Source organism: Rhodococcus sp. NPDC060086, assembly GCF_042730275.1.
In the GTDB taxonomy this organism is placed as follows: Bacteria; Actinomycetota; Actinomycetes; order Mycobacteriales; family Mycobacteriaceae; genus Rhodococcus.
This window is the reverse complement of record NZ_JBHWWZ010000030.1, coordinates 44,288-64,620: the sequence shown is the minus strand read 5'-3', so window position 1 is coordinate 64,620 and position 20,333 is coordinate 44,288. Positions and strand designations below refer to the sequence as shown.

Here is a 20,333-nt window from a genome sequence, read left to right as displayed (position 1 = left end):
GGTCCCGACGGGGACCCGCCGCGTTCGTCCGTCTGCGCCAGAGAATCTCGACTGCTCAATACCCTGCACACGGACAATCAGGGCGGTAATCTGCTGAGAGCATCTCGACAGCCGTCGCACTTTCACAGACAGGGAAAGTGCGATATTTCGTCGATATCCGAATACGGTTCGTGCACAGGATGGTCCATTAAAAGACGGAGAGTCGCATGGAATTCTGGGACATCATCTGGTACATCATCGTCTGCTTCGCATTCATCGCCTACCTGATCATGCTGTGGATGATCATCAGCGACCTCTTCCGGAATCGGGAGCAGTCGGGCTGGGTGAAAGCCATCTGGATCGTCTTCCTGTTCATCGTGCCGTGGCTCACCGCGCTCGTGTACCTGATCGTGCACGGTGACGGAATGGCGAAGCGGTCGGCCCGCGAAGCTGCCGAATTCAAGTCGGCACAGGACAACTACATCCGGGATGTCGCAGGGAAGTCTCCCGCCGAGCACATCGCAGATGCAAAGGCACTGCTCGACGCGGGAACGATCACCGAGGACGAGTTCCAGTCACTCAAGACAAAGGCGCTCGCCTGATCTGCACAACACCGGCCTGATCTGCACGATCGACCCGCGACGCCGCGGTGCGGAATGCTTCCAGCACCGCGGCGACAGCGGGGCGCTCCATTGCCCCGTGGCGCGTCACGAGTTCGTAGATCCTCGCCGCACGCACACCGGCAATCCGTACCCGTACCACGCGCGGATGCTGCACCGAGTACCTCGGCATCAGCGCAACGCCGCGGCCGGCGGCAACCAGTTCCTCGATGACATGGAAATCGTTGATACGGTGCACCACTCGGGGTTCCACTCCGGTCGCGGCGGTGACGGACAACAAGACGTCGTCCACCGGGAACCCTCCTCGCACACTGATCCAGTTCTCGTCCGCGAGATCGCCGAGCCGGACTTCATCGCGGCCTGCGAGACGGTGGCCGGGTGGGAGCACGAGATCGATCGGTTCACGCAGCAACCCGGTTGTCGCGACACGCGGCCCGCTCAGCGCCGGAGCGCGTTCGTCCCTGTGGGTGAGGACCACGTCGTAGTCGGCCAGCAGGGGCGGCACTGCGGAGGCAGGCACGTCCTCGTCCTGCGCGTCGATGTCCACGCCGCTGTCCGTCACGAGGTCCAGCACGGCGGGCAGTAGCAATGCCGCACCCGACGGGAACAGCGCAATGCGCACGCGACCGCGCGGTGTGGTCCGGAAGGCCGCCATCTCCACATCAGCGCGGTCGAGCGCGGTGATCACGTCGTCGGCACGCACGACGAGGGCCTGACCCGCATCGGTGAAGCGCAGTCTGCGACCGGACGGTTCGAGAAGCGGGACGCCTGCTTCACGAGCCAGGATCTTGAGCTGCTGGGACACCGCCGACGGGGTCATCGACAGCGCCACCGCGGTCGCGGCCACCGTGCCGCGGTCAGCGAGTTCGCGCAGAATCCGCAACCGTGTCGCATCCATGAAGTAAATCTACACATTTACTTAAGAAAGTTTAGATGGTCGATATTGTTTCTATAGCGAACAATATCTGGGTGACCACCCGCGCCCGCATCCTCGCTCTGACCGTCGTCCTCCTGTGGGGATGCAACTTCCTCGCCATCAGGGTCGGGATCGATCACTTCCCGCCGATTTTCTTCGCGGGCCTGCGGTTCCTCGTCATCGCCATCCCCGTCGTGCTGTTCGTACCGCGCCCCACGGTGCAACTGCGCTGGCTGCTGCTCTACGGCCTGGCATTCGGATTCGCGCAGTTCGGCTTCCTGTTCTGGGCGATGAACGCGGGACTCGCTACCGGTCTTGCGTCGTTGGTCCTGCAGTCCGCCGCCCCGATGACCGTCGCTCTCGGTGCACTGCTCCTCGGCGAACGACTCGGGCGCATCCAGGTGATCGGGCTCCTCGTCGCCGTCGCGGGAATGCTCCTCGTCGCAGTAGCACAGGGCGGCAACAGCGTCGGACTCGTACCCCTTCTGTTGGGCCTGCTCGCCGGCCTCTCGTGGGCAATCGCCAACATCGCGACCCGCAAGGCGAAGTCCACCGAACCGATGAAACTGATGTCCTGGATGTGCGTGATCGCCACCATCCCACTGTTCGGGGTGTCGTGGATCGTCGAAGGCCCCACCGCCGGCTGGGCCGCGCTCGGATCCTCCTTCTCGACCGGCGAGGGACGCATCGCACTCGTCGGCCTCGCCTACACCGCCGTCGCAGGCACCGTCGTCGGCACCGGCATCTACGTCGCCCTTCTCGGCCGTTACCCGGCAAGCACCGTGGCCCCGCTGTCGCTGATGGTGCCGATCGTCGGGTTCACGGTCGCGTGGCTGGCACTCGGCGAGGTACCGACACCGCTGACCATCGTCGGCGGGATCGTGGTCATCGCCGGAGCGCTGGTCGCACAGTCGGCCGGACGCCGCACTGCAGGCGCCATCCCCGGCCGAGCGAATGGCATGTTGCATCCGATGAACGAGACGAATGATTCATTCGCTCGGGTCGGGCAGGGTACGACGACGTAACACACCTGTGGAAAACTCGGCGCGTGGCTACAACGACGGGGATCTCGGCGCGCGGACGCATCGCGCTACGCGCAGCCGAAGCGGCTGGGTGGGCATCACGCAAGGCCGGACGCGGTAACGGATCGATGATCGGCGGGCTCATCGCCCTCAAAATCGATCCCGGCCTGATGACGCAACTCGGCCGCGGACGCCGCACCGTGCTCGTCACCGGCACCAACGGTAAATCCACCACAACACGAATGACCGCGGCGGCGCTCGAAACCCTCGACGCTGTCGTGACCCAGCCCGACGGCGCGAACATGGACGCGGGCATCGTCTCGACGCTCGCCGCGAACCGCACTGCTCGACTCGCCGCGATCGAGGTCGACGAACTGCACACTCCGCACGTCGCCGACGCGCTCGCGCCCGAAGCGATCGTGCTGCTCAACCTCACCCGAGATCAACTCGACCGCGTCGGCGAGATCAACATGATCGAGCGCAGACTTCGCGCCGGACTGCAGAGCCACACCGGCGCGACGATCATCGCCAACTGCGACGACGTGCTCGTGACCTCCGCCGCGTTCGACAACCCGAACGTCGTGTGGGTTGCGGCCGGAGCCGGATGGGCCGGCGACTCCGTCAGTTGCCCCCGCACCGGCGAACCCATCGTGCGCGACGGCGACCACTGGTACAGCACCGGCTCGGATTTCGCCCGTCCCACACCCCACTGGTGGGTCGACGATGACAATATCTACGGGCCCGACGGGCTCGTCCTGCCTCTGAAGCTGACCTTGCCGGGTCGCGCGAACCGTGGCAACGCGGCCCAGGCCGTGGCCGCAGCAGTTGCACTGGGCGCCGACCCGGCGAAGGCCGCGGCCGCAGCGTCCGTGGTCGACGAGGTCGCGGGACGCTACAAGACCGTGCAGGTCGGACCGCATTCGGTGCACATGCTGCTGGCGAAGAACCCGGCCGGCTGGCAGGAAGCACTGTCGATGATCGATCCGACCGTCGACGGACTGGTGATCGCGGTCAACGGCCAGGTACCGGACGGCGAGGATCTGTCCTGGCTGTGGGACGTACGCTTCGAGCACTTCGAAGGTATCCAGGTCGTCGCCGCGGGTGAGCGCGGCACCGATCTGGCCGTGCGTCTGACCTACGCGGGGGTCGAGCACACGCTCGTCGCGGATCCGCTGCACGCCATCGCCTCGTGCCCTCCCGGGCGCGTAGAGGTACTCGCCAACTACACGGCGTTCCGGGATCTGAACACCGCGATCGCGAAGGGGGCTACGCATGTCTGAGTCGACCGTGAGAATCGGGCTCGTCCTGCCCGACGTCATGGGCACCTACGGCGACGGCGGCAACGCGCTGGTGCTGCGCCAGCGCCTCCGGATGCGCGGCCACGACGCGGAGATCATCGAGCTCGGACTGAACGATCCGGTCCCCGACTCACTCGACCTCTACACACTCGGCGGCGCCGAAGACGCGGCGCAGCGCCTCGCGACACGTCACCTCCAACGCTATCCCGGTCTGCAGCAGGCAGCCGAGCGCGGCGCACCCGTCCTCGCGATCTGCGCGGCCATCCAGGTGCTGGGGCACTGGTACGAGACCTCGTCCGGCGAACGGGTCGACGGTGTGGGTCTCCTCGACACGACGACATCGCCGCAGAAAACCCGGGCGATCGGTGAGATCGTCATCGCCCCGGGCGTCTCCGGTCTCACCCAACCGGTCACCGGTTTCGAAAACCACCGGGGCGGCACAACACTCGGATCCGATGCGCGCCCCCTGGGGAAGGTGACGCGCGGCGTAGGCAACGGTGTCGGCGACGGAAACGAAGGTGCAGTACAGGGCTCGGTCTACGGAACGTATCTGCACGGTCCGGTACTCGCACGCAACCCCGAGTTCGCCGACCACCTGCTCGCTCGCGCACTCGGCGTCGAATCACTGCCTCCGCTCGACCTTCCCGAGGTCGAACAACTCCGTCGAGAACGACTGCGCGCGTAGGAGGTTCATCCCTGCGCGACGTGGGTGAGGATCAGGGCGGCGAGCTCGTCCGGCGCCTCGTCGGGGATCCAGTGACTGATCCCGGTGAGTGTTTCGAGCCGGTACGGCGCCGACACGTATCGCGGGGTGGCGTCGACGGCTGCGCGTCCGATCGCGACGTCGGAGTCGCTCCACACCATGAGCGTGGGCACCGCGACACGACCGAAACTCGATCGCGGGTCGGTCAACGGAATCGCGCGGTACCAGTTCACCCCGCCGCGAACGCGATGGGATCGGCCATGCGCTCCATATCGCGCGCTGCGGCCGCGGGCAGCTGTCCCGTCCGTCGCAGGACCGCTTTGCTCACCGCCGGAATGGTCAGCAGTTTCTCCGGGAGCCAAGGCAATTGGAACGCCAGCATGTACCAGGATTGGAACAGTTGTGTGCTGGTGACCATCGACCGCAGGAATGCGTCGGGGTGCGGCACGGACACCGCGGTCAGTGTGCGCACCACATGCGGATGCTGCGCGGCTACCGCCCATGCAACAGCGGCACCCCAGTCGTGCCCGACCAGGTGCACCGGCCCGTCGCCCGTCGCATCGATGAGCGTGATCGTGTCGTCGACGAGGAGTTGGAGCCGGTAGTCGCGGCGGCGGTGTGGACGTGCACCCGGTGAGTACCCACGCTGATCGGGGACGATGGTGCGGTATCCGGCGTCGTGGAGCCGCGGCGCCACCTCGCTCCAGGATCGCGAATCCTGCGGAAATCCGTGCAGAAGCACGATCCGCTCACCGTCGATCGGGCCGTCGTCTCGCACGTCGAATGTCAGCTCGCCGCGCACAACTGTACTGATACGTTCCCCCACCGCATCCCTTCCGACCTCCCCTGAACAGGGGTTCGGCCCGTTGATTCGCTTTACGCGATCTACGGGCCGGATCTCTGCTTCACGAGCCTCTGTCGTCCTCGGACGTCTGCTCGATTCGCACTTTCGATGTTATCTACATCACACCCTGTTCGTCAAGGGCACTTCCTGGATGTACGTACTTTATGCACGAACTCCGGCGCCGGTGCGGCTACTCTTCGGTGGCCTTCGCCAGAATCCGCGAGGGAACATGGTTCGCCCACCCGGAATCCGGCCAGTTGAACCATCCCGACGACGCGAACGTCCCTCCGTCCGGGTGCAGTGTCGTGCCTGTGATGAACGACGACAACTTCGATGCCAGGAACACCACGCTGTTCGACACATCAGTGACGTGTCCGGCCCGGCCCATGGGGATCGCGATGCGAACCCCCTCCGGGGTGGACATGGACGAGTCACCACCGCCGAGCGAGGCGAGCGCGGCGAGGTTGGGTGTCGGTACATAGTCGGGAGCAACGTTGTTGACCCGGATGCCATCGGGCGCAACCTCGATCGAGAGAGTGCGGGCGAACTGCTCGACAGCCGCCTTCGCAGCCGAATAGACCGCGAAACCCGGTGCGGCGCGGTGTGCTTCGATCGTCGTGAGATTGATGATGCTCCCGCCGCGACCACCGGTCTGCATCCGCGGCACCGCGAGTGAACACGCGTGGAGCACGTGCGAAAGGTTGGTCCGCACGATCGCATCCCACCCCTTCGGGTTCGTGTCGACGAAGGGTGCTCGGAACGTGCCGCCGACGATGTTGACGAGGGTGTCGACGCGCCCCCAACGCTCGTCGACCTCCTCGAACAGTGCAGCCAGCGAGTCGGGATCGCGCACGTCGCCCTGCGTGACGATGTGGTCGACGCCCTGCGTGTCGAGAGTGTCTCTCAGTTCCTTCACCGCGGTGCCGTCGAGGTCGATGACAGCGGGGTGCACCCCGTTCGCGGCGAGGTCCGCCACGATAGCGGCACCGAGGCCTCCGGCCCCGCCGGTGACCACCGCAACCGTCCCGTCGAGGCCCGCACGTTCTTCGAACCAGCCCATCACACTCATCCTCTTCCGATATAGGTGGCACCGAAGGACTCGAGGAAATCGGTGGTGACCGAGAGCCCTTCGATGGGACACGACACCAGCACCCAATCGACGCCTGCCTTCTCGAGCTGGTCGAGCACGTCGCGATGACGGTCTGCCTCGACGGACGACAACATGATTTCCTGGCTGTACGAATAGACGACGTCGATGTGGTCGGTACGACCGGCAGTGACCGCCTGTGCTCGGAGCTCGGCGATCTCGCCGCCGAGCTGCTCGACCGGGCCCAACTCGGCGGTGCGCGCCGTGGTACTCAGCGTCGCGCCGCCGGACATCGGCATCCAACCCTGCGCCCGCCGGGCGACGCGTCGTCTCGTCAGTGCGGAGTTGCCTCCGATCCAGATCGGGATCGGATCCTGGACGGGGCGGGGTCGGGCAATGATGTCCTGTGCGCTGAAGTGACGACCCTGATACGAGAAGGACTCGCCGCTCCAGTGCAGCGGGAGCACGTCGAGGGCCTCGTCGAACAGGGCGTTGCGCTCGTCGAAGTCGACGCCGAGAGCATGGAATTCACGCTTCTGATATCCGGTTCCGATGCCGAGGGTGAATCTGCCGCCGGATAGCTTGTCGAGGGTGGCTGAGGCCTTCGCGAGCAGGAACGGATTGCGGTAGGGAACCACAGCGAGATAGGTGAGCAGCCTCAGTCGCTCGGTCGCGGCGGCCACGTAACCGAGTGCCACGAACGAATCGAGGGTTTGGTGCCCTCCGCGGTCGAGCCACTTCGCGCCCGGTGCCGGGTGCTCACTGAACGAGAGTGCATCGAACCCGGCCCGCTCGGCCGCGACGGCGACGTCGCGCAGCGGACCCGGATCGAGGACATCGCCGTCAGAACCGCTGATCTCGGGGTAATGGAAGATGAAGCGCATTGCCTACCTCGTCGCACCTGAGAACCCGGCCGGGGTTCTGAATCGAGAAAATCATCCTTTCGATTCAAGATAGTCGGATTCTCGCTTGATGCAACTGGTCTTTCCGGTGCCCCTTTTTCGATCGTTCGGTGCCGCTACTTCGCGTCGGCGCCGTCGAGCATCCACGTGTCGTCGATGCGCTTCAGAGTGATGAGGAACCTCGTGGCGTCAGTGCGGCCCTCGGGGACGACGACATTCTTGACATCCTGATCGAGGAACACGAGCACGGTTGCGATGTCGCCGTCGAGCGTTTCGAGTCCGGCGTGGGAGACCGTCGCGACCGACGAACCCTGCCCGTTCTCGACAAGCCCCCGCAGGTCGCCCGCAACCTCCGAATACTTCGCCGAGAACTCCTCGGTGGAAGCCGCGGTCACGGCCTCGAGCGAATCGTCGAACGACTGATAGTCGTAGGTACCCAAGATGGCCGCATACTCGCGGGCAGCGGCGACCGCCTCGGTGCGCAACGACTCGGCCTGCCCTGCCTGCCACCATTGGAAACCGAAGAAGCCGGCGACAACAGCCAGCAGCACGATCACCGCACTGGCCACCACTCGTCCGACTCCGACTCGGCGTGCAGGCTTCTGTTCCGGATCTGCCGCAGTATCGATCCGGTCCGATGTATCGGCCGGGTTCTGGTCAGTCGTCAATTCCCGAGTCCTTCCAGGAGTTTCTGCCAGTAGTTCAATGCCTCGACACCCGTCGGGATCAGAAGCGGATCGTCGGCCATGTCGGGGCCCACTCCGGTCCCCGGAGTGGTCTGCCCCTGCAGGCCCAGATCGTTCGGCCTCGGCGCGACACGGGCGCCGCGCTGGGACAGGTCTTCGCCGGGAGGGCAGTACAGAGACCGGTTGGGCTCACGCGGGCTTTCGTCACCGATCACCATCCGCTGAGTGTCGTAGACACAGACCGGACCCTGCGTCCCGACCAGCGAGAAGTCGGCCCGGTCGCCCTTGACGATTCCGGAGAGATCGGCGAGCGTCGCGGGCATCGCATCGAGGAGCGCCGTCACTGCCGGCGTGCGCGGACCTGCCACCTCCCCCACCGTGACGAGGTTCGTCATGAGCACGCCGAAGTTGTCCTTCGTACCGGCGAACAGCTCTTCGGTGCGCGCAAGTGCATCCGGTGATCGGTCGAGCAGATAGACCAGTGAATCCCTGCTCCCCACGAGCTGGTCCGACACGTCGCGGAACGCACGCATCGAGCCCGGAAATCCTTCCGAATTCCGCGCGAGAGAATCGATCAGGCCCAGGCCTTCGTCGAGCAGCGTCGCGATAGTGGGTGCGCGTTCGGCGACCATCGTCGACAGAGCGTCGGCGTTCTCGAGCAGTGCCTGCAGTTCGGGTCCGGTGTCGCGGAGCGCGGTACCCCAGGTGTCGCCCAACGACACGATCGAATCGGCGTCGACACTCTCGATGAGCTCGGTCATGTGCACGAGCAACTCGTCGAGGCGCATGCCCTGCATCTCCTCTGGAACCTCGAGAGTGTCGCCGCTCCGGAGGTACGGTCCGTCCGCGGTCTCGGGCTCGATGTCGAGCGCGAGGATGCCGATGGCTGTTGCGGTGGACACCCTGCCGACGCTACCGACCGGGATCTGCGTTCCGGGGTCGAGCGAGAGTGCCGCTGTGGACCCGACGCCGCCCGGGTCGATCGTGACCGACTCGACCGTCCCCACTGCGACACCGCGGTAGGTGACCGAGGTACCCGGTCCGATGCTGCGTGCGTCGGCCAGCTGCGCCGTCAGTTCGACGGCACCGCCGAAACTCTGCGGGCCGAGCACGTACCGGACACCGAACACGGTCGCGAAGACGCCGACCAGCACGAACGCGACAAGCTGGATGAGAACGGGGCGGGTCATCGGGTTGCCCCCTGCAGCAGATCGGTCAGGGTCGACGCGATGTCGGTCGGCGGGGATGATGTGCCGGTCTCAGCGCCGGGCGGCATACCGCCGGTGACGAGCAGGTCGATCGCGGCAGGAATGTCGAAGGCGCCGTCGAACAGCAGGTAGTCGCCGCGTACAGCCGAGTTGAAACCGGTGATGAAGTCGTTGACGTTGACGAGCATCGACCCCACCGTCGTGTTGAAGTCGCGGATTCCTGCAGTGATCTCTGCGAGGTCGCCCACCGCCACACCGATCGTGGCTTCGTCGGCCATCACCGTGTCCATCGACGACACAGCTGTCGCCGTACTCGACACCAATGTCCGGAGATCCTGTTGTTGCGCGGCCAGGAGCCCGATCAGGGCAGTGCTGTCGGCAATCCCGTTGTCGATCAGTTCCTGCTGCTGTGCAAGCCGCGCGGTCACCGAATCGACCGCCGCGAGTGTCCGGTCGAAGTACTCGGTGTTCTCGTCGGCCAGAGCCATCGTGGAATCGAGCTCGGTGAGCATCGTGCGGATCGACTCCCCTCGGTCGCCGAAGGCAGCATCGAGTTCGGTGGTGATGGTGAGGAGCTGGTCCAGCCCACTGCCGTTCACGACGTTGCCGAGCATCGCGAAGGTGCTCTCGATGTCGGGGCCGAGCTCGGTCCGGGTGATGGTGTCTCCGTCGGCGAGAAGTTCCTTCGACGCCTCTTCCGGCATGTCCATCTGAATGTAGGGACTGCCCAGAGCCGACGGTAGTCGCACGGACGCACCGACGTTCACCGGCAGATCCACGGACTCGGTCAGGCTGAGTTCGACGAATGCCTGCCGGCCGTCGGTCGACATCGAGTACACGCGACCCACGATGGCCTGCCCGGCTCGGACCTCGGCACCGAGGTCGACGCGGTCGGCGCTCCCGAAGATCGCGGTCACGGTGTAGGTGGAGCCGGGGCCGGTCCGGCCCATGGGCAGACTCTGGAAGCTCAGGCCGCAGCCGGACGTCAGCATCCCGACTGCCGCAACGAGACCGACGATCACGGCCCTACTCCGCATCATCGCGGACCTCCCTCGCCCAGCGCGCGATCCAACGATTCGGGCACGAGGTCCTCGTAGGGATCGGACAGGTCGAACGGCACGGTGATCGGATTCGTGAAACCTGCACCGGTGCACAGCGGCAGCGGTTCGCGGGCACACAACTCCTGTGCGCGAGGGAACTGGCTGATCTGCGTCGAGATGTTCAACCGGATCCGGCCGCGCCCGTTCTCTCCGATCGCCTGGTCGATGTTCTGCATGGCGAGCGGCAGCACGTCGAAGAGTTCCGCAAATCCCACCTCGTTCGCGGCGAAGGTATCGGTGAGGGTACGGGCGTTCGCCATGATCTCCCGGGCGTCGCCACCGCGCTCGGCGAGGAGGGTGTCGAGTTGATCCAGGATCGTTGTCAGCTGTGTGATCGGTGCAGAGACATCGATGTTCTGCCGCTGCAGTTCTTCACCGAGTTCGGCGACACCGTCGACGAGTGCTTCGAGCGATCCCTCACGAGAATTCACGGCGTGCACCGCGGTCCCGAGATCGTCGATGAGTTCGCCGATGTCCTCGGACTTTGCCCCGACCACCGATGTCGCCTGGCTGAGCGCGACGATCGCCTGGTTCATCTGCTCACCGAGCCCCTCTGTGGCATCGGCAGACACTTCCAGTGTGCGACCGAGGTCGCCGCCCTCGGGGCCCATCGCAGCCGCGAGAGTATCGATGCTCTCGAGCATCTCGTCCCAGTTGATCGGAGAATGGCTGCGGTCGACGGGAATCACGTCGCCGTCGGTGAATTGCGCTCCGTCGCGGTAGGCGGGCGCGAGTTCGACGAACCGGTCGCTGATCACGGACGGGTTCATCACGAACGCCGAGACATCCGCGGGTAGCACGATGTCGGACGGTACGGACATCGTCACCTCGACGTACGTCCCGGCGGGACGGACCTCTTCGACGGTACCGACGGGAAGGCCCAGTACCGCGACATGACTACCGGGATAGATCCCGCTCACTGTGGCGAACTGCGCGGTGACGGTGCGGGTCCGGTCGGGGCCCACGACGTACCACACGCCCGCGGCACACAACGCCAGCACCGCGACGATGGCAACACCTCGGATCGACCATGTCTTCACCACTGTATTCACTTGCAGCCCTCCATCACTCCGATGGAGCACAGGAAATTGTCGGGAATGGGCCCGGCAGGTGCATGCACATCGACCCACGTCCCGTTACCCGCGGCGTTGGTCGCTGCGCGCAGGGCCGACGGGAATTCGAGAAGGATACGGTCGATGTTGTCGGCGTTCGCCGCGAGCGTGTCGGTCACCGAACGCATGTTCACGAGCAGCGTGTTCAAGTCGTCGGAGTTGTCGGTCAGGAACGTCGCGGCCGACTCCGTGAGTGCGCGAAGATCCTCGACCAGCTCGAAGAGCGCTTCCTTTCTGACGGAAAGGATGCTCACCACCGCGGTCGAGTTCTCCACGAGCGCCGCCACGTCTTCGCTCTGCTCGGCGACGACCGACGTGAGTGATTTCGAGGCCTTCAGCAGGGACATGATCCGTGCGTCGTTGCGAACCAGCATCTGCGAGGTCGCCTCCACCCCGGCGAGCGCGGAGGAGATCTGCTCCGAATCTGCGGGCATCGTGTCGGCGAGGGTCTGCATCATCGCTTCGAGCCCTTCGACATCGAGTCCGTCGGCCACGTGCTCGGCATCGGTGGCGAGTTCGTCGAGGCTGTACGGAACACCGGTGCGCGACAATGGAATCAGCCCGCCGTCCAGTTCACCGGCTCCCGCAGGGCTCACCGAGAGGTACAACTTGCCGAGGACAGTCTTGAGCTTCACCTCGGCTGTGGTGCGGTCGCCGAGAGGCTGCGCCCGGTCGACTCGGAAGTCGACGATCACGCGATCTCCCGACAGTTCCATCGACTCGACGCGCCCGGCGGGGACTCCGGCCACGTAGACGGGGTCGTTCGGCTTCAGGCCTGCCGCATTGGCCAACTCTGCGGTGTACGAATCGGTGCGGAGCCGATACGCCACCGTCGGCGCCGCCAACGAGACCAGCATGAGGACCACTACCAGGGTCATACCGGCGACTCCCAGCACGATCGGATTCGCGTTGCGGTCGTGCCTGCCAGAGAAGATCGCGGCGAACGTGTCGCGCAGTGTGCGTGCGAAACTCATCGGCACACCTCCGAGTACTCGGATCCGAAGATGTTCGTTTCGAAGTCGTTCGATTCGATCGTGAAGTTGCACATGTAGAGGTTGAGCCAGCCGCCGTAGTCGCCGATCCGGTTGATCTTGTGGCCGAGTTCCGGTAGTAGCGCCATCGATCGGTTGAACTCGTCGGTCTGCGGAATCCAAGCATCGGTCATTGCCCGCAGGTCGGTGACGGTGGTGTCGAGGGGTGCCATCGCACCGGACATCAGCACCGCGGTGGACCGCACCGCCGAGGAACCGCGATCGATGAGGGTGGCGAGCTGGTCGGTGTCGCCCGCGAGTGCCTGCCCCACCACGTTCATCCCGGAGATGAGTTGCGAGACTTCATCGCTGCGTCGGTCGATCACCGTCACGAGTTGTTCGAGGTTCACGATGACGTCGTTGAACACCTGCTCCTGCTCGACGATGTCTGTGCTGACGGAAGCCACGTGCAGGAGCAGGGACTCGAGAGTCGCACCCTGCCCTTGGAACGCGTCGACGACCGAAGCCGCGAGCGAGTTCATCTGTGCCGGATCGATCGCTTCGAAGAGCGGCTTGAACCCGTTGAGCAGGGCGGTGAGATCGACGGGAGGAGTGGTCTGTTCGATCGGGATCGTCGAGCCTGGCTCGAGGATCTGCCCGGACGTGCCGTCGGGCAGGCTCAGGGCAACGTACCGGACACCGATCATGTCGCCGTAGTTGATGTCGGCGAGTACGTCGGTGGTGAGCTCGTGACCGGACTCGATCTCGAATCCGACGGCAGCACGGGATGTTCCGTCGTCCTGTGGTTCGAATCTCACATCCGATACCTGGCCGATACGCACGCCCGCAAGTGTGACGTCGCTGCCCGGTGTGAGGCCTTCGACATTGGCGAACTCTGCGGCGTAGTCGCTGGTGGACCCAGCGATGGGACGTTCCAGGGTGTTTCCGACGACGACCGCCGCGAGGACCCCGACCATGCAGAACCCGGCGAGCTGGATCCCCGGTCCGACTTTCGATCTCACGGAATACTCACCGCCGTCCCTCGGACGAGCGGCCCGAGAAGGACCGAGGCGGCAGTGGACGGATCTCGCAGCAGCGCTGCAGGATCCGTGGGGTCGACACCCGCCGAGATCTGCTCGAGGAATCCGAGCGGTTCACTTTCCGTGGCCGCCGACACTACCTGCCCGCGACCGGTCGCCGAGGTGTGCACCGGGTCGCCGCAGTTCGATCCCGCCATGCCGGGGTAGCGCGGACAATCCGCGCTGGTATAGGGCATGGGGTCGGCGAAATCGGCGATGGCGGTGATGTTGAACCGTCCCGTCGAGAACACCCGCGCGCCCGCTTCACCGAAAATTCCCAGGTACTCGAATGTCTCGTCGAGACCCTCCGTGTTGCCTGCGAAGGCCCCGACGACCGGCGCTCCGTTGCGCACGACCGCGATCATGTTGTCGGTGTTCGCGGAGAGCACGTCGGCTCCCTGTGCTCCCAGTACGGCGCCGCCGGAGAGCAGACGGGCGATCCCGTCCTCGTTCGCGAGGGCAATCCGCGACAGTTCCGAGGCGTTCTGCATGACCGTGATGACATCGTCGGTGGCGGCAGACATCGATTCGGCCACGGCAGCCATCTGCGGCGCCGCTGCGATACCGGCGTCGACGAGCGGGCCCAAGTCTTCGGTGAGCGCCGCCATCCGGTCGATCGTCGCGCCCAGGGGCTCTCCGCGACCCTCCAGAGCCTGGCTCACGGCGTCGAGCGCGGTGGCCAACTGTTCGGGCCGCAGCTGTTCGAGCAGGTCGGCGGCGCGATAGTAGAGGTTCGCAAGCTGCACTGCCTCGTCCGACGTATCGACGGTCACCTCGGCCCCTCCCGAAAGCCGCGGGCCGATCTCCGGATTCTCCGGCGGGACGAGTTCGATGAACACGTCGCCGAACAGCGTGCGCGGCACGATCCGCACCATGACCGACGCGGGGATCTCAGCGATCTTGTCCTTGCCCAGCTGCATCGTCAGGCGAGAGCTGGTGACCCCCGCATCGAGACCGACGACGGAACCGATGTGTACCCCTTGGTACTGCACACCCGCGGCACCCTGGATGAGGCCCGCTTCGGCCGGCACCGTCGCCGTGACCTGTGGATCACGCGAGAGCGAGCCCGAACCCGAAGCCACGAGCAGCCCTCCGGCCACGAGCAGGACGACGGACGCAACCGCACCGATGACGGCGAGGAGTCCCTTGCTCGGCCCCTCGGCCCGGTTCTTGCGTCGCATCCCGGCCCCGCTCTCGGTTCTCACGCGTTCGACAGTGGCTGTGGCAGTGGTCGTCACGACAGCCCGACCCCGGGGATCGTCGGAACCAGACCCCACAACGCGAATGTCAGGACCACATCGGTGATCCCGATCGCAAGGATGCTTGTGCGCAATGCACGCCCGGCGGCGCGGCCGACACCTTCGGGTCCGCCGGAGGCATAGAACCCGTACGAGCAGTGGACGATCGCGACAATGATCGCGAACACCACGGCTTTGGTGAGTGAATACCACAGGTCGGACGGCGACAATGCGAGATGGAAGTAGTAGTCGTAGGTACCCGCAGAATTTCCTTGGAAGTTCACGACGACGAGCCGGGTCGCGACATAGGAACCCAGCAGACCCACCATGTAGATCGGGATGACACACACCGCGGCAGCAATGAGGCGGGTACTTGCAAGGAACGGGACCGATTTCACGGCCATTGCATCGAGTGCGTCGATCTCGTCGGAGATCCGCATCGCGCCGAGCTGCGCGGTGAAGCCGGTGCCGACCTTGGCGGCCAATGCGATCGATGCGACGACCGGAGCGAGTTCGCGGGTGTTGGCGATCGCGGAGAGCATCCCCGAGAGCGACGTCATGCCGATGAGTTCGAGACCTCGCTGGGTTTCGACCCCCACCATCATGGCGGCGACAGCCGACATCGCGAGGACGATGCCGATCGTTCCGCCCCCGGCCAGCAGCGACGCGTAGCCGAAGCTGACTTCCCCGATGTGGCGTAGGACGTGCGAGAAATACCGGTGCAGCGCGGTGGGGATTCCGGCTATTGCACGGAAAGCGAAGACGACATGGCGGCCGACTTCGGCGAAGCCGTCTACGACGGCGGTGACGGGCCGTCCTGCTGCAGAGCGCACCCGGGTGGCAGTGGAGTACGAGATCATCAGTACGTACCCACCGCCGGAACCATCACCGTGTACATCTGGGACAGAACGGTATTCACGACGAATACCATGATGAAGGCGAGGACAACGCCTTCGTTGACCGCATCGGCGACACCACTCGGACCGCCCTTGGCATGAAGCCCCTTGAACGACGCGATGAGCGCCGACGTGACCCCGAAGCACGCCGATTTGACCATCGCCATGGCGAAGTCCGACAGCCGTCCGTACTCCGAGAGCGTGCGGAGGAATGCTCCACCGGACCCGTCGTTGAGATAGATCTCGTACAGATAGCAGGCGCCGATACCGACGACCGTGACGAGCGCACAGAGGATCATCGACACGAGCACCGCCGCGATGAGGCGCGGTACGACGAGGCGCTCGATCACGTTGAGGCCCAAGACCTCCATCGCGTCGATCTCTTCGCGGATGGTGCGCGAACCGAGGTCGGCGCAGATCGCCGAACCGCCGACCCCGGCGAGCATCAGCGCGACCACCAGAGCAGCGGCCTGGCCGACGACGACGAACGACACGATCGCGCCGGAATAGGCGCCGGCACCGAGCTGCCCGGCGAGGGACCCCACCGACACGGCGATGAGCACGCCGATCGGCAGCATGAGCAGCAGTGAAGGCCCGCTGCATACCCTCGCGATGAACAGGGTCTGCGTGATCGTCTCCCCCAGAGACAATTTCCGCCGGACGACAACACGGAACGCGGCAACGAGCGTCTCGAGCGAGAAGCCGACCAATGCGCCGATCTGGATAACCAGATCATGCGCCGGCCCCTTCGCCTTCGGCAACTCGAATGCCACGTTCCCCACCCCCTCGGTGTCTACCGTTCACATGCCGGGTCTCGGTAGCCGGCGCCGTATTCGTCGCCCCCGACGGCCCGCCCCGCAGTACAGCCGGAACGAGATCTCGGAGGTCAGCCCTGCGCGACGGCGGACAGGCCGCCCCGCAGGTCGCCCTTGACGACCTTGCCGCTGGCGTTGCGCGGCAGTGCATCCACGACCACGATCTCCTTCGGGTGCTTGTAGCGCGCGAGGTGTTCGTCGAAGTAGGGCTGCAGCACTTCGAGGGTCAGATCATCGTTGCCCGGCTTCGGTGCAACGACCGCGACGGGGACCTCGCCCCACTTCGAGTCGGGGCGGCCGATGACCGCAGCCTCGAGGATCGCGGGGTGCCCGAAGAGGACGTTCTCGACCTCGGCACAGTAGATGTTCTCACCGCCCGAGATGATCATGTCCTTCTTGCGGTCCACGACGTAGACGAAGCCCTCGTCGTCGACGCGCACGAGGTCGCCGGAGTGGAACCATCCGCCGTGGAACGCCTCCGACGTGGCCGCCGGGTTGTTCCAGTAGTCGCGCATCATCGTGGGGCCGCGGTAGACGATCTCGCCGACCTCGCCGGGAGCGACGTCGTTCATCTCGTCGTCGACCACTCGGGCCTGGATGGTCGGGATGACGCGCCCGACGGAACCGAGCTTGCGGATTGCGTCCACACCGTCGAGCACGCAGGTGATCGGCGACATTTCCGTCTGGCCGAACACTGCGACGTTGAACGCATCCGGGAAGGTGTCGGCCATGGCGCGCAGGATGGTGTCGGAGCTCGGTGCGGCCCCCCACGAGATGTTGCGCAGTGCAAGCTTTCGCGGGTTCGCCTGCTGCGCAGCACACACGGCCTGCCACTGCACCGGCACGAGGAACAGGCTGGTGACCTGCTCGGCTTCGAGCACGTCGAGCAGCGCGCCCGGGTCGAATGCTCCGACGGGGTGGATCACGGTGGTGCTGCCGAGCATCAGGCTCGGGGCGATCGAGCCGATCGCAGCGATGTGGAACATCGGCGAGGCGCAGAAGCCGATGCCGGATTCGTCGAACTGCTGGAAGGCCCGGATACAGGTGAGCGCCTGGGCTTCCATGTTCGAGTGGGTGAGTACCGCGCCCTTGGGACGGCCCGTGGTGCCCGAGGTGTACATGATCAGCGCCGGAGTGTCGTTCGGGATCTCGACCTGCGGGTGCGGGTCGCCTTCTTCGGCCACGAGTGCGTCGTACGAGACTGCGTCGCCTTCTGCCTCTGCACCGATGGTGATCGCGAGGTCGATGCCTTCGGACTGAGCGCGGGCCGCGGCAGCGAGCGGTACGAGAGGACCCTCCGCAACAATCGCCTTCGCGCCCGAATCCGCTACGAGGAACGCAACCTCGGACGCGGTGAGACGGAAATTGACCGGCACCGCGATCGCGCCGAGCGCGTTGGCCGCGAGGACGATCTCGATGTACTCGGGGCGGTTGAGCATCAGGACGATGATGCGATCGCCGAATCCGATGCCGCGACGCGACAACGCATCCGCAAGCTTCTCTACGCGCTCGTGCAGCTGCGACCAGGTGATCGACTCGCCGAGAAAGCGGAATGCAGTGCGGTCAGGAGTCATCAGGGCGTGGCGCGCGACCTGGTTGTTCCAGTTGTTGCTGCGGTAGCGGTGCGCATCCGAGACAGAGTGGGAAGCCATCGACGGTCCTCTCGAGACGGGACAGATTCGGGACGAAGGGCGCGGCAATTGCCGGGTTCCGGTGTGATGCACCTTACAGGCAAATTCTGATTGTGGCCAGATATTTGTTAACGAAGATTCTCACCTTGATCGAACGGTGTTCCCAACGAAAAGCAAGCAGCGAACCCGTGAGGAGGAAGCGAGATAAATAGACTTTGAACAGTGCATAGGCAATGAACGGGAGCGGGTGCCGGAACCGTGCCCGCACCCATTCCCGTCCATTACATGTGCATGCAGGCTCTACGTGAAGTCGGGGCGACGCTTCTGCAGCATGGCCATCGCACCTTCCGCGAAATCCGCTGAGGCGAGTAGCTCGACCTGACCTGCCTTCTCGAACGCCAGCGCATCATCTAGAGCCGACAGGGTCGTGTTGTTGAGTGCCTTCTTGGTGAGCGCAAGGGCCCGTCGCGGACCACTCGCGGTACGGGCCGCCGCTACATCGACGTGCGCGGCGAGTTCGCCGTCGGGGAGCGTTCGGGCCACGAGACCGAAGCGGTCTGCGTCGGCCGCGGACAGACGCTCGCCGAGCAACGCCATCTCGGCTGCGCGGGCACGGCCGATGGCAGCCGGGATCAACATGCTCGATCCACCGTCGGGCATGAGTCCGATGTTGACGAATGCCAGGAGGAAGTACGCATTCTCGGCCGCGTACGTGAGATCGGCCGCCACCGCAATCGACACACCGACGCCTGCGGCAGGCCCGTTGACTGCCGCGATGACCGGCACGGGTGAGTCGACGATCGCACGAATCAACGAGTTCGCGGTATCCATCACAACATTCGGATCAGCCGGGTTCGCCCCCGCAGCCGCAAGATCGGCGCCCGTGCAGAACGCGGCGCCTTCCCCCGTGAGAACGATGGTGCGCACGCGCTCATCCACCCCGGCCGCGGTCACCGCCTCACCCAACGCGTCCATCGTCACGAGATCGAGCGCGTTCATCCGCCTCGGGCGGTTGATCGTGAGCCGGAGAATGCCATCGGCCAGTTCTGAACGCAGCCCCTCCACGGCAGTTCCTTCCGTCATCTCGGTCATACTCGCACCCTCTCCTCGGCAGCGACCATGCCGTTCAGACGTCCGGTGATGATCGCCTCGGCCTCCGAGACCATCCGGTCGACGAGCACGGCCACCGTCGGAATGTCGTCGATCAGGCCCTGGCTCTGGCCGGACGTCCAGATGCCGGCATCGATATCGCCCTCCTCGAACACGGTACGCCCACGTGCACCGGCGACGAGGTGTGCGATGTCGGCGAACTCCGCACCGCGGGACTCGATCTCGACGACATCCTTGCTGACCGCGTTCGCCGCGACACGTGCCGTGTTGCGGAGGGTGCGGAAGATCAGCTCGGTGTCGAGCTCGCTGTTCGCCACGATCTGTTCCTTGACCCGCTGTGCCACAGGTGACTCGACGGTGCACATGAAGCGGGTGCCCATGTTCACGCCGTCGGCGCCGAGAGCAAGCGCGGCCACGAGACCACGTGAGTCGGCGATACCACCCGACGCGATCACGGGAATCCGGAGCTTGCGGGTCGCAGCGGGAATGAGAACCAGACCGGGGACGTCGTCCTCGCCGGGATGCCCGGCGCACTCGAAGCCATCGATGCTCACGGCATCGACACCCACTCGTTCCGCCTTCAGGGCGTGCCTGACGCTCGTGCACTTGTGGATGACCTTGATTCCCGCGTCCTTGAAGAACGGCAGGTGGTCGACCGGATTGGACCCCGCAGTCTCGACGATCTTGATGCCCGACTCGATGATCGCGGCGCGATACTCGTCGTACGGTGGCGGTGTGATCGACGGCAGGATGGTGAGGTTGACACCGAACGGCTTGTCGGTCATCTCCCGGCACCGCGCGATCTCGCGGACCAGGTCTTCCGGTGTGGGCTGGGTCAGTGCGGTGATGAAGCCCAGCGCGCCGGCGTCGGCCACCGCTGCAACCAACTCGGCACGACCGACCCACATCATGCCGCCCTGGACGATGGGGTGCTCGACCCCGAACGCCTCGGTGAATCGGGTCCTCAAGTGTCCTCCTCGAATCGGCGCGGGACGCTGCACTACGCCCCCTCTTCCATGGAGAATCGGAAGAATCATGGTTAACTTTGGTGTCCGACGCGGGGTTTGTCAATACACTGTGTTCTGCGGTTTCGACCCGAAATCGGTGCCGGAGCCG

Annotated in this window: 19 protein-coding genes and 1 pseudogene; 4 read left to right on the top strand and 16 right to left on the bottom strand. The window is 65.2% G+C overall.

Translation table 11 applies throughout. The features are described from left to right. Window positions 1–206 precede the first annotated feature (206 nt). Window positions 207–581: an SHOCT domain-containing protein gene (locus tag ACFWB0_RS17045; protein WP_378491643.1), complete on the top strand. Its 375-nt coding sequence runs from the start codon at window positions 207–209 to the stop codon at window positions 579–581. On the opposite strand, the gene ACFWB0_RS17040 is transcribed toward ACFWB0_RS17045, so the two are convergent. Then, the gene (locus ACFWB0_RS17040; protein WP_378491642.1) at window positions 559–1,497 is read right to left on the bottom strand and encodes a LysR family transcriptional regulator; all 939 of its coding nucleotides are present in this window, start codon (window positions 1,495–1,497) and stop codon (window positions 559–561) included. The genes ACFWB0_RS17045 and ACFWB0_RS17040 overlap by 23 nt on opposite strands. A gap of 71 nt (window positions 1,498–1,568) precedes the next feature. Here ACFWB0_RS17040 and ACFWB0_RS17035 point away from each other — a divergent pair, with 71 nt between their 5' ends. The 3 genes from ACFWB0_RS17035 to ACFWB0_RS17025 are packed head-to-tail and all read left to right on the top strand — an operon-like array spanning window position 1,569 to window position 4,520. Continuing rightward, window positions 1,569–2,540: an EamA family transporter gene (locus ACFWB0_RS17035; protein ID WP_378491641.1), complete on the top strand. Its 972-nt coding sequence runs from the start codon at window positions 1,569–1,571 to the stop codon at window positions 2,538–2,540. Window positions 2,541–2,563: 23 nt separating this feature from the next. After that, window positions 2,564–3,817: a MurT ligase domain-containing protein gene (locus ACFWB0_RS17030; RefSeq protein ID WP_378491640.1), complete on the top strand. Its 1,254-nt coding sequence runs from the start codon at window positions 2,564–2,566 to the stop codon at window positions 3,815–3,817. Then, window positions 3,810–4,520 carry a type 1 glutamine amidotransferase gene (locus tag ACFWB0_RS17025; protein ID WP_378491639.1) on the top strand — a complete coding sequence of 237 codons (711 nt, stop codon included), beginning with the start codon at window positions 3,810–3,812 and terminating at the stop codon, window positions 4,518–4,520. The genes ACFWB0_RS17030 and ACFWB0_RS17025 overlap by 8 nt, the downstream gene beginning before the upstream one ends. Window positions 4,521–4,525: 5 nt before the next feature. Here ACFWB0_RS17025 and ACFWB0_RS17020 read toward each other — a convergent pair. The 15 genes and pseudogenes from ACFWB0_RS17020 to ACFWB0_RS16950 all read right to left on the bottom strand — a co-directional run bounded on the left by ACFWB0_RS17020 (window position 4,526) and on the right by ACFWB0_RS16950 (window position 20,185). Then, a pseudogene (locus ACFWB0_RS17020) lies at window positions 4,526–5,364 on the bottom strand (alpha/beta fold hydrolase). 208 nt (window positions 5,365–5,572) lie between these two features. Next, window positions 5,573–6,442 carry an SDR family NAD(P)-dependent oxidoreductase gene (locus ACFWB0_RS17015; protein WP_378491638.1) on the bottom strand — a complete coding sequence of 290 codons (870 nt, stop codon included), beginning with the start codon at window positions 6,440–6,442 and terminating at the stop codon, window positions 5,573–5,575. Window positions 6,443–6,447: 5 nt separating this feature from the next. After that, window positions 6,448–7,353, bottom strand: coding sequence for an LLM class F420-dependent oxidoreductase (locus ACFWB0_RS17010; RefSeq protein WP_378491637.1), 906 nt, complete (start codon window positions 7,351–7,353; stop codon window positions 6,448–6,450). Window positions 7,354–7,487: 134 nt separating this feature from the next. Beyond that, window positions 7,488–8,039 carry a hypothetical protein gene (locus ACFWB0_RS17005; RefSeq protein ID WP_378491636.1) on the bottom strand — a complete coding sequence of 184 codons (552 nt, stop codon included), beginning with the start codon at window positions 8,037–8,039 and terminating at the stop codon, window positions 7,488–7,490. Beyond that, window positions 8,036–9,247, bottom strand: a complete 1,212-nt coding sequence (locus ACFWB0_RS17000) for an MlaD family protein (protein WP_378491635.1) — start codon at window positions 9,245–9,247, stop codon at window positions 8,036–8,038. Before ACFWB0_RS17000 ends, ACFWB0_RS17005 begins: the two co-directional genes overlap by 4 nt. After that, entirely contained in the window at window positions 9,244–10,305 is a 1,062-nt protein-coding gene (locus tag ACFWB0_RS16995) for an MlaD family protein (RefSeq protein WP_378491634.1), read from the bottom strand. The genes ACFWB0_RS17000 and ACFWB0_RS16995 overlap by 4 nt, the downstream gene beginning before the upstream one ends. Then, the gene (locus ACFWB0_RS16990; RefSeq protein ID WP_378491633.1) at window positions 10,302–11,417 is read right to left on the bottom strand and encodes an MCE family protein; all 1,116 of its coding nucleotides are present in this window, start codon (window positions 11,415–11,417) and stop codon (window positions 10,302–10,304) included. Before ACFWB0_RS16990 ends, ACFWB0_RS16995 begins: the two co-directional genes overlap by 4 nt. After that, window positions 11,414–12,451 (bottom strand): MCE family protein, encoded by a 1,038-nt coding sequence (locus ACFWB0_RS16985; protein ID WP_378491632.1) that lies wholly within the window; start codon window positions 12,449–12,451, stop codon window positions 11,414–11,416. Before ACFWB0_RS16985 ends, ACFWB0_RS16990 begins: the two co-directional genes overlap by 4 nt. After that, entirely contained in the window at window positions 12,448–13,470 is a 1,023-nt protein-coding gene (locus ACFWB0_RS16980) for an MCE family protein (RefSeq protein ID WP_378491631.1), read from the bottom strand. The genes ACFWB0_RS16985 and ACFWB0_RS16980 overlap by 4 nt, the downstream gene beginning before the upstream one ends. Continuing rightward, on the bottom strand, window positions 13,467–14,732 hold the full coding sequence (locus ACFWB0_RS16975; protein WP_378491630.1) for an MCE family protein: 1,266 nt from the start codon (window positions 14,730–14,732) through the stop codon (window positions 13,467–13,469). Before ACFWB0_RS16975 ends, ACFWB0_RS16980 begins: the two co-directional genes overlap by 4 nt. 29 nt (window positions 14,733–14,761) lie before the next feature. After that, window positions 14,762–15,625, bottom strand: a complete 864-nt coding sequence (locus ACFWB0_RS16970) for an MlaE family ABC transporter permease (RefSeq protein ID WP_378491629.1) — start codon at window positions 15,623–15,625, stop codon at window positions 14,762–14,764. Further along, complete coding sequence (locus ACFWB0_RS16965) at window positions 15,625–16,434, bottom strand: MlaE family ABC transporter permease (protein ID WP_378491628.1); 810 nt, start codon at window positions 16,432–16,434, stop codon at window positions 15,625–15,627. Before ACFWB0_RS16965 ends, ACFWB0_RS16970 begins: the two co-directional genes overlap by 1 nt. Before the next feature lie 113 nt (window positions 16,435–16,547). Further along, window positions 16,548–18,128, bottom strand: a complete 1,581-nt coding sequence (gene fadD5, locus ACFWB0_RS16960) for a fatty-acid--CoA ligase FadD5 (RefSeq protein ID WP_378491627.1) — start codon at window positions 18,126–18,128, stop codon at window positions 16,548–16,550. 279 nt (window positions 18,129–18,407) lie between these two features. After that, the gene (locus ACFWB0_RS16955) at window positions 18,408–19,199 is read right to left on the bottom strand and encodes an enoyl-CoA hydratase (protein ID WP_378491626.1); all 792 of its coding nucleotides are present in this window, start codon (window positions 19,197–19,199) and stop codon (window positions 18,408–18,410) included. Next, window positions 19,196–20,185, bottom strand: a complete 990-nt coding sequence (locus ACFWB0_RS16950) for an NAD(P)H-dependent flavin oxidoreductase (RefSeq protein ID WP_378491625.1) — start codon at window positions 20,183–20,185, stop codon at window positions 19,196–19,198. Before ACFWB0_RS16950 ends, ACFWB0_RS16955 begins: the two co-directional genes overlap by 4 nt. Window positions 20,186–20,333 lie beyond the last annotated feature (148 nt).

Bases quoted from the DNA above. Each gene is read 5' to 3' on its own strand.
- ACFWB0_RS17045 (WP_378491643.1), top strand. From the start codon at position 207: ATGGAATTCTGGGACATCATCTGGTACATCATCGTCTGCTTCGCATTC.
- ACFWB0_RS16995 (WP_378491634.1), bottom strand. From the start codon at position 10,305: ATGATGCGGAGTAGGGCCGTGATCGTCGGTCTCGTTGCGGCAGTCGGG.
- ACFWB0_RS17010 (WP_378491637.1), bottom strand. From the start codon at position 7,353: ATGCGCTTCATCTTCCATTACCCCGAGATCAGCGGTTCTGACGGCGAT.
- ACFWB0_RS17025 (WP_378491639.1), top strand. From the start codon at position 3,810: ATGTCTGAGTCGACCGTGAGAATCGGGCTCGTCCTGCCCGACGTCATG.
- ACFWB0_RS17040 (WP_378491642.1), bottom strand. From the start codon at position 1,497: ATGGATGCGACACGGTTGCGGATTCTGCGCGAACTCGCTGACCGCGGC.
- ACFWB0_RS17000 (WP_378491635.1), bottom strand. From the start codon at position 9,247: ATGACCCGCCCCGTTCTCATCCAGCTTGTCGCGTTCGTGCTGGTCGGC.
- ACFWB0_RS16985 (WP_378491632.1), bottom strand. From the start codon at position 12,451: ATGAGTTTCGCACGCACACTGCGCGACACGTTCGCCGCGATCTTCTCT.
- ACFWB0_RS16955 (WP_378491626.1), bottom strand. From the start codon at position 19,199: ATGACCGAGATGACGGAAGGAACTGCCGTGGAGGGGCTGCGTTCAGAA.
- ACFWB0_RS17015 (WP_378491638.1), bottom strand. From the start codon at position 6,442: ATGGGCTGGTTCGAAGAACGTGCGGGCCTCGACGGGACGGTTGCGGTG.
- ACFWB0_RS16970 (WP_378491629.1), bottom strand. From the start codon at position 15,625: ATGATCTCGTACTCCACTGCCACCCGGGTGCGCTCTGCAGCAGGACGG.
- fadD5 (WP_378491627.1), bottom strand. From the start codon at position 18,128: ATGGCTTCCCACTCTGTCTCGGATGCGCACCGCTACCGCAGCAACAAC.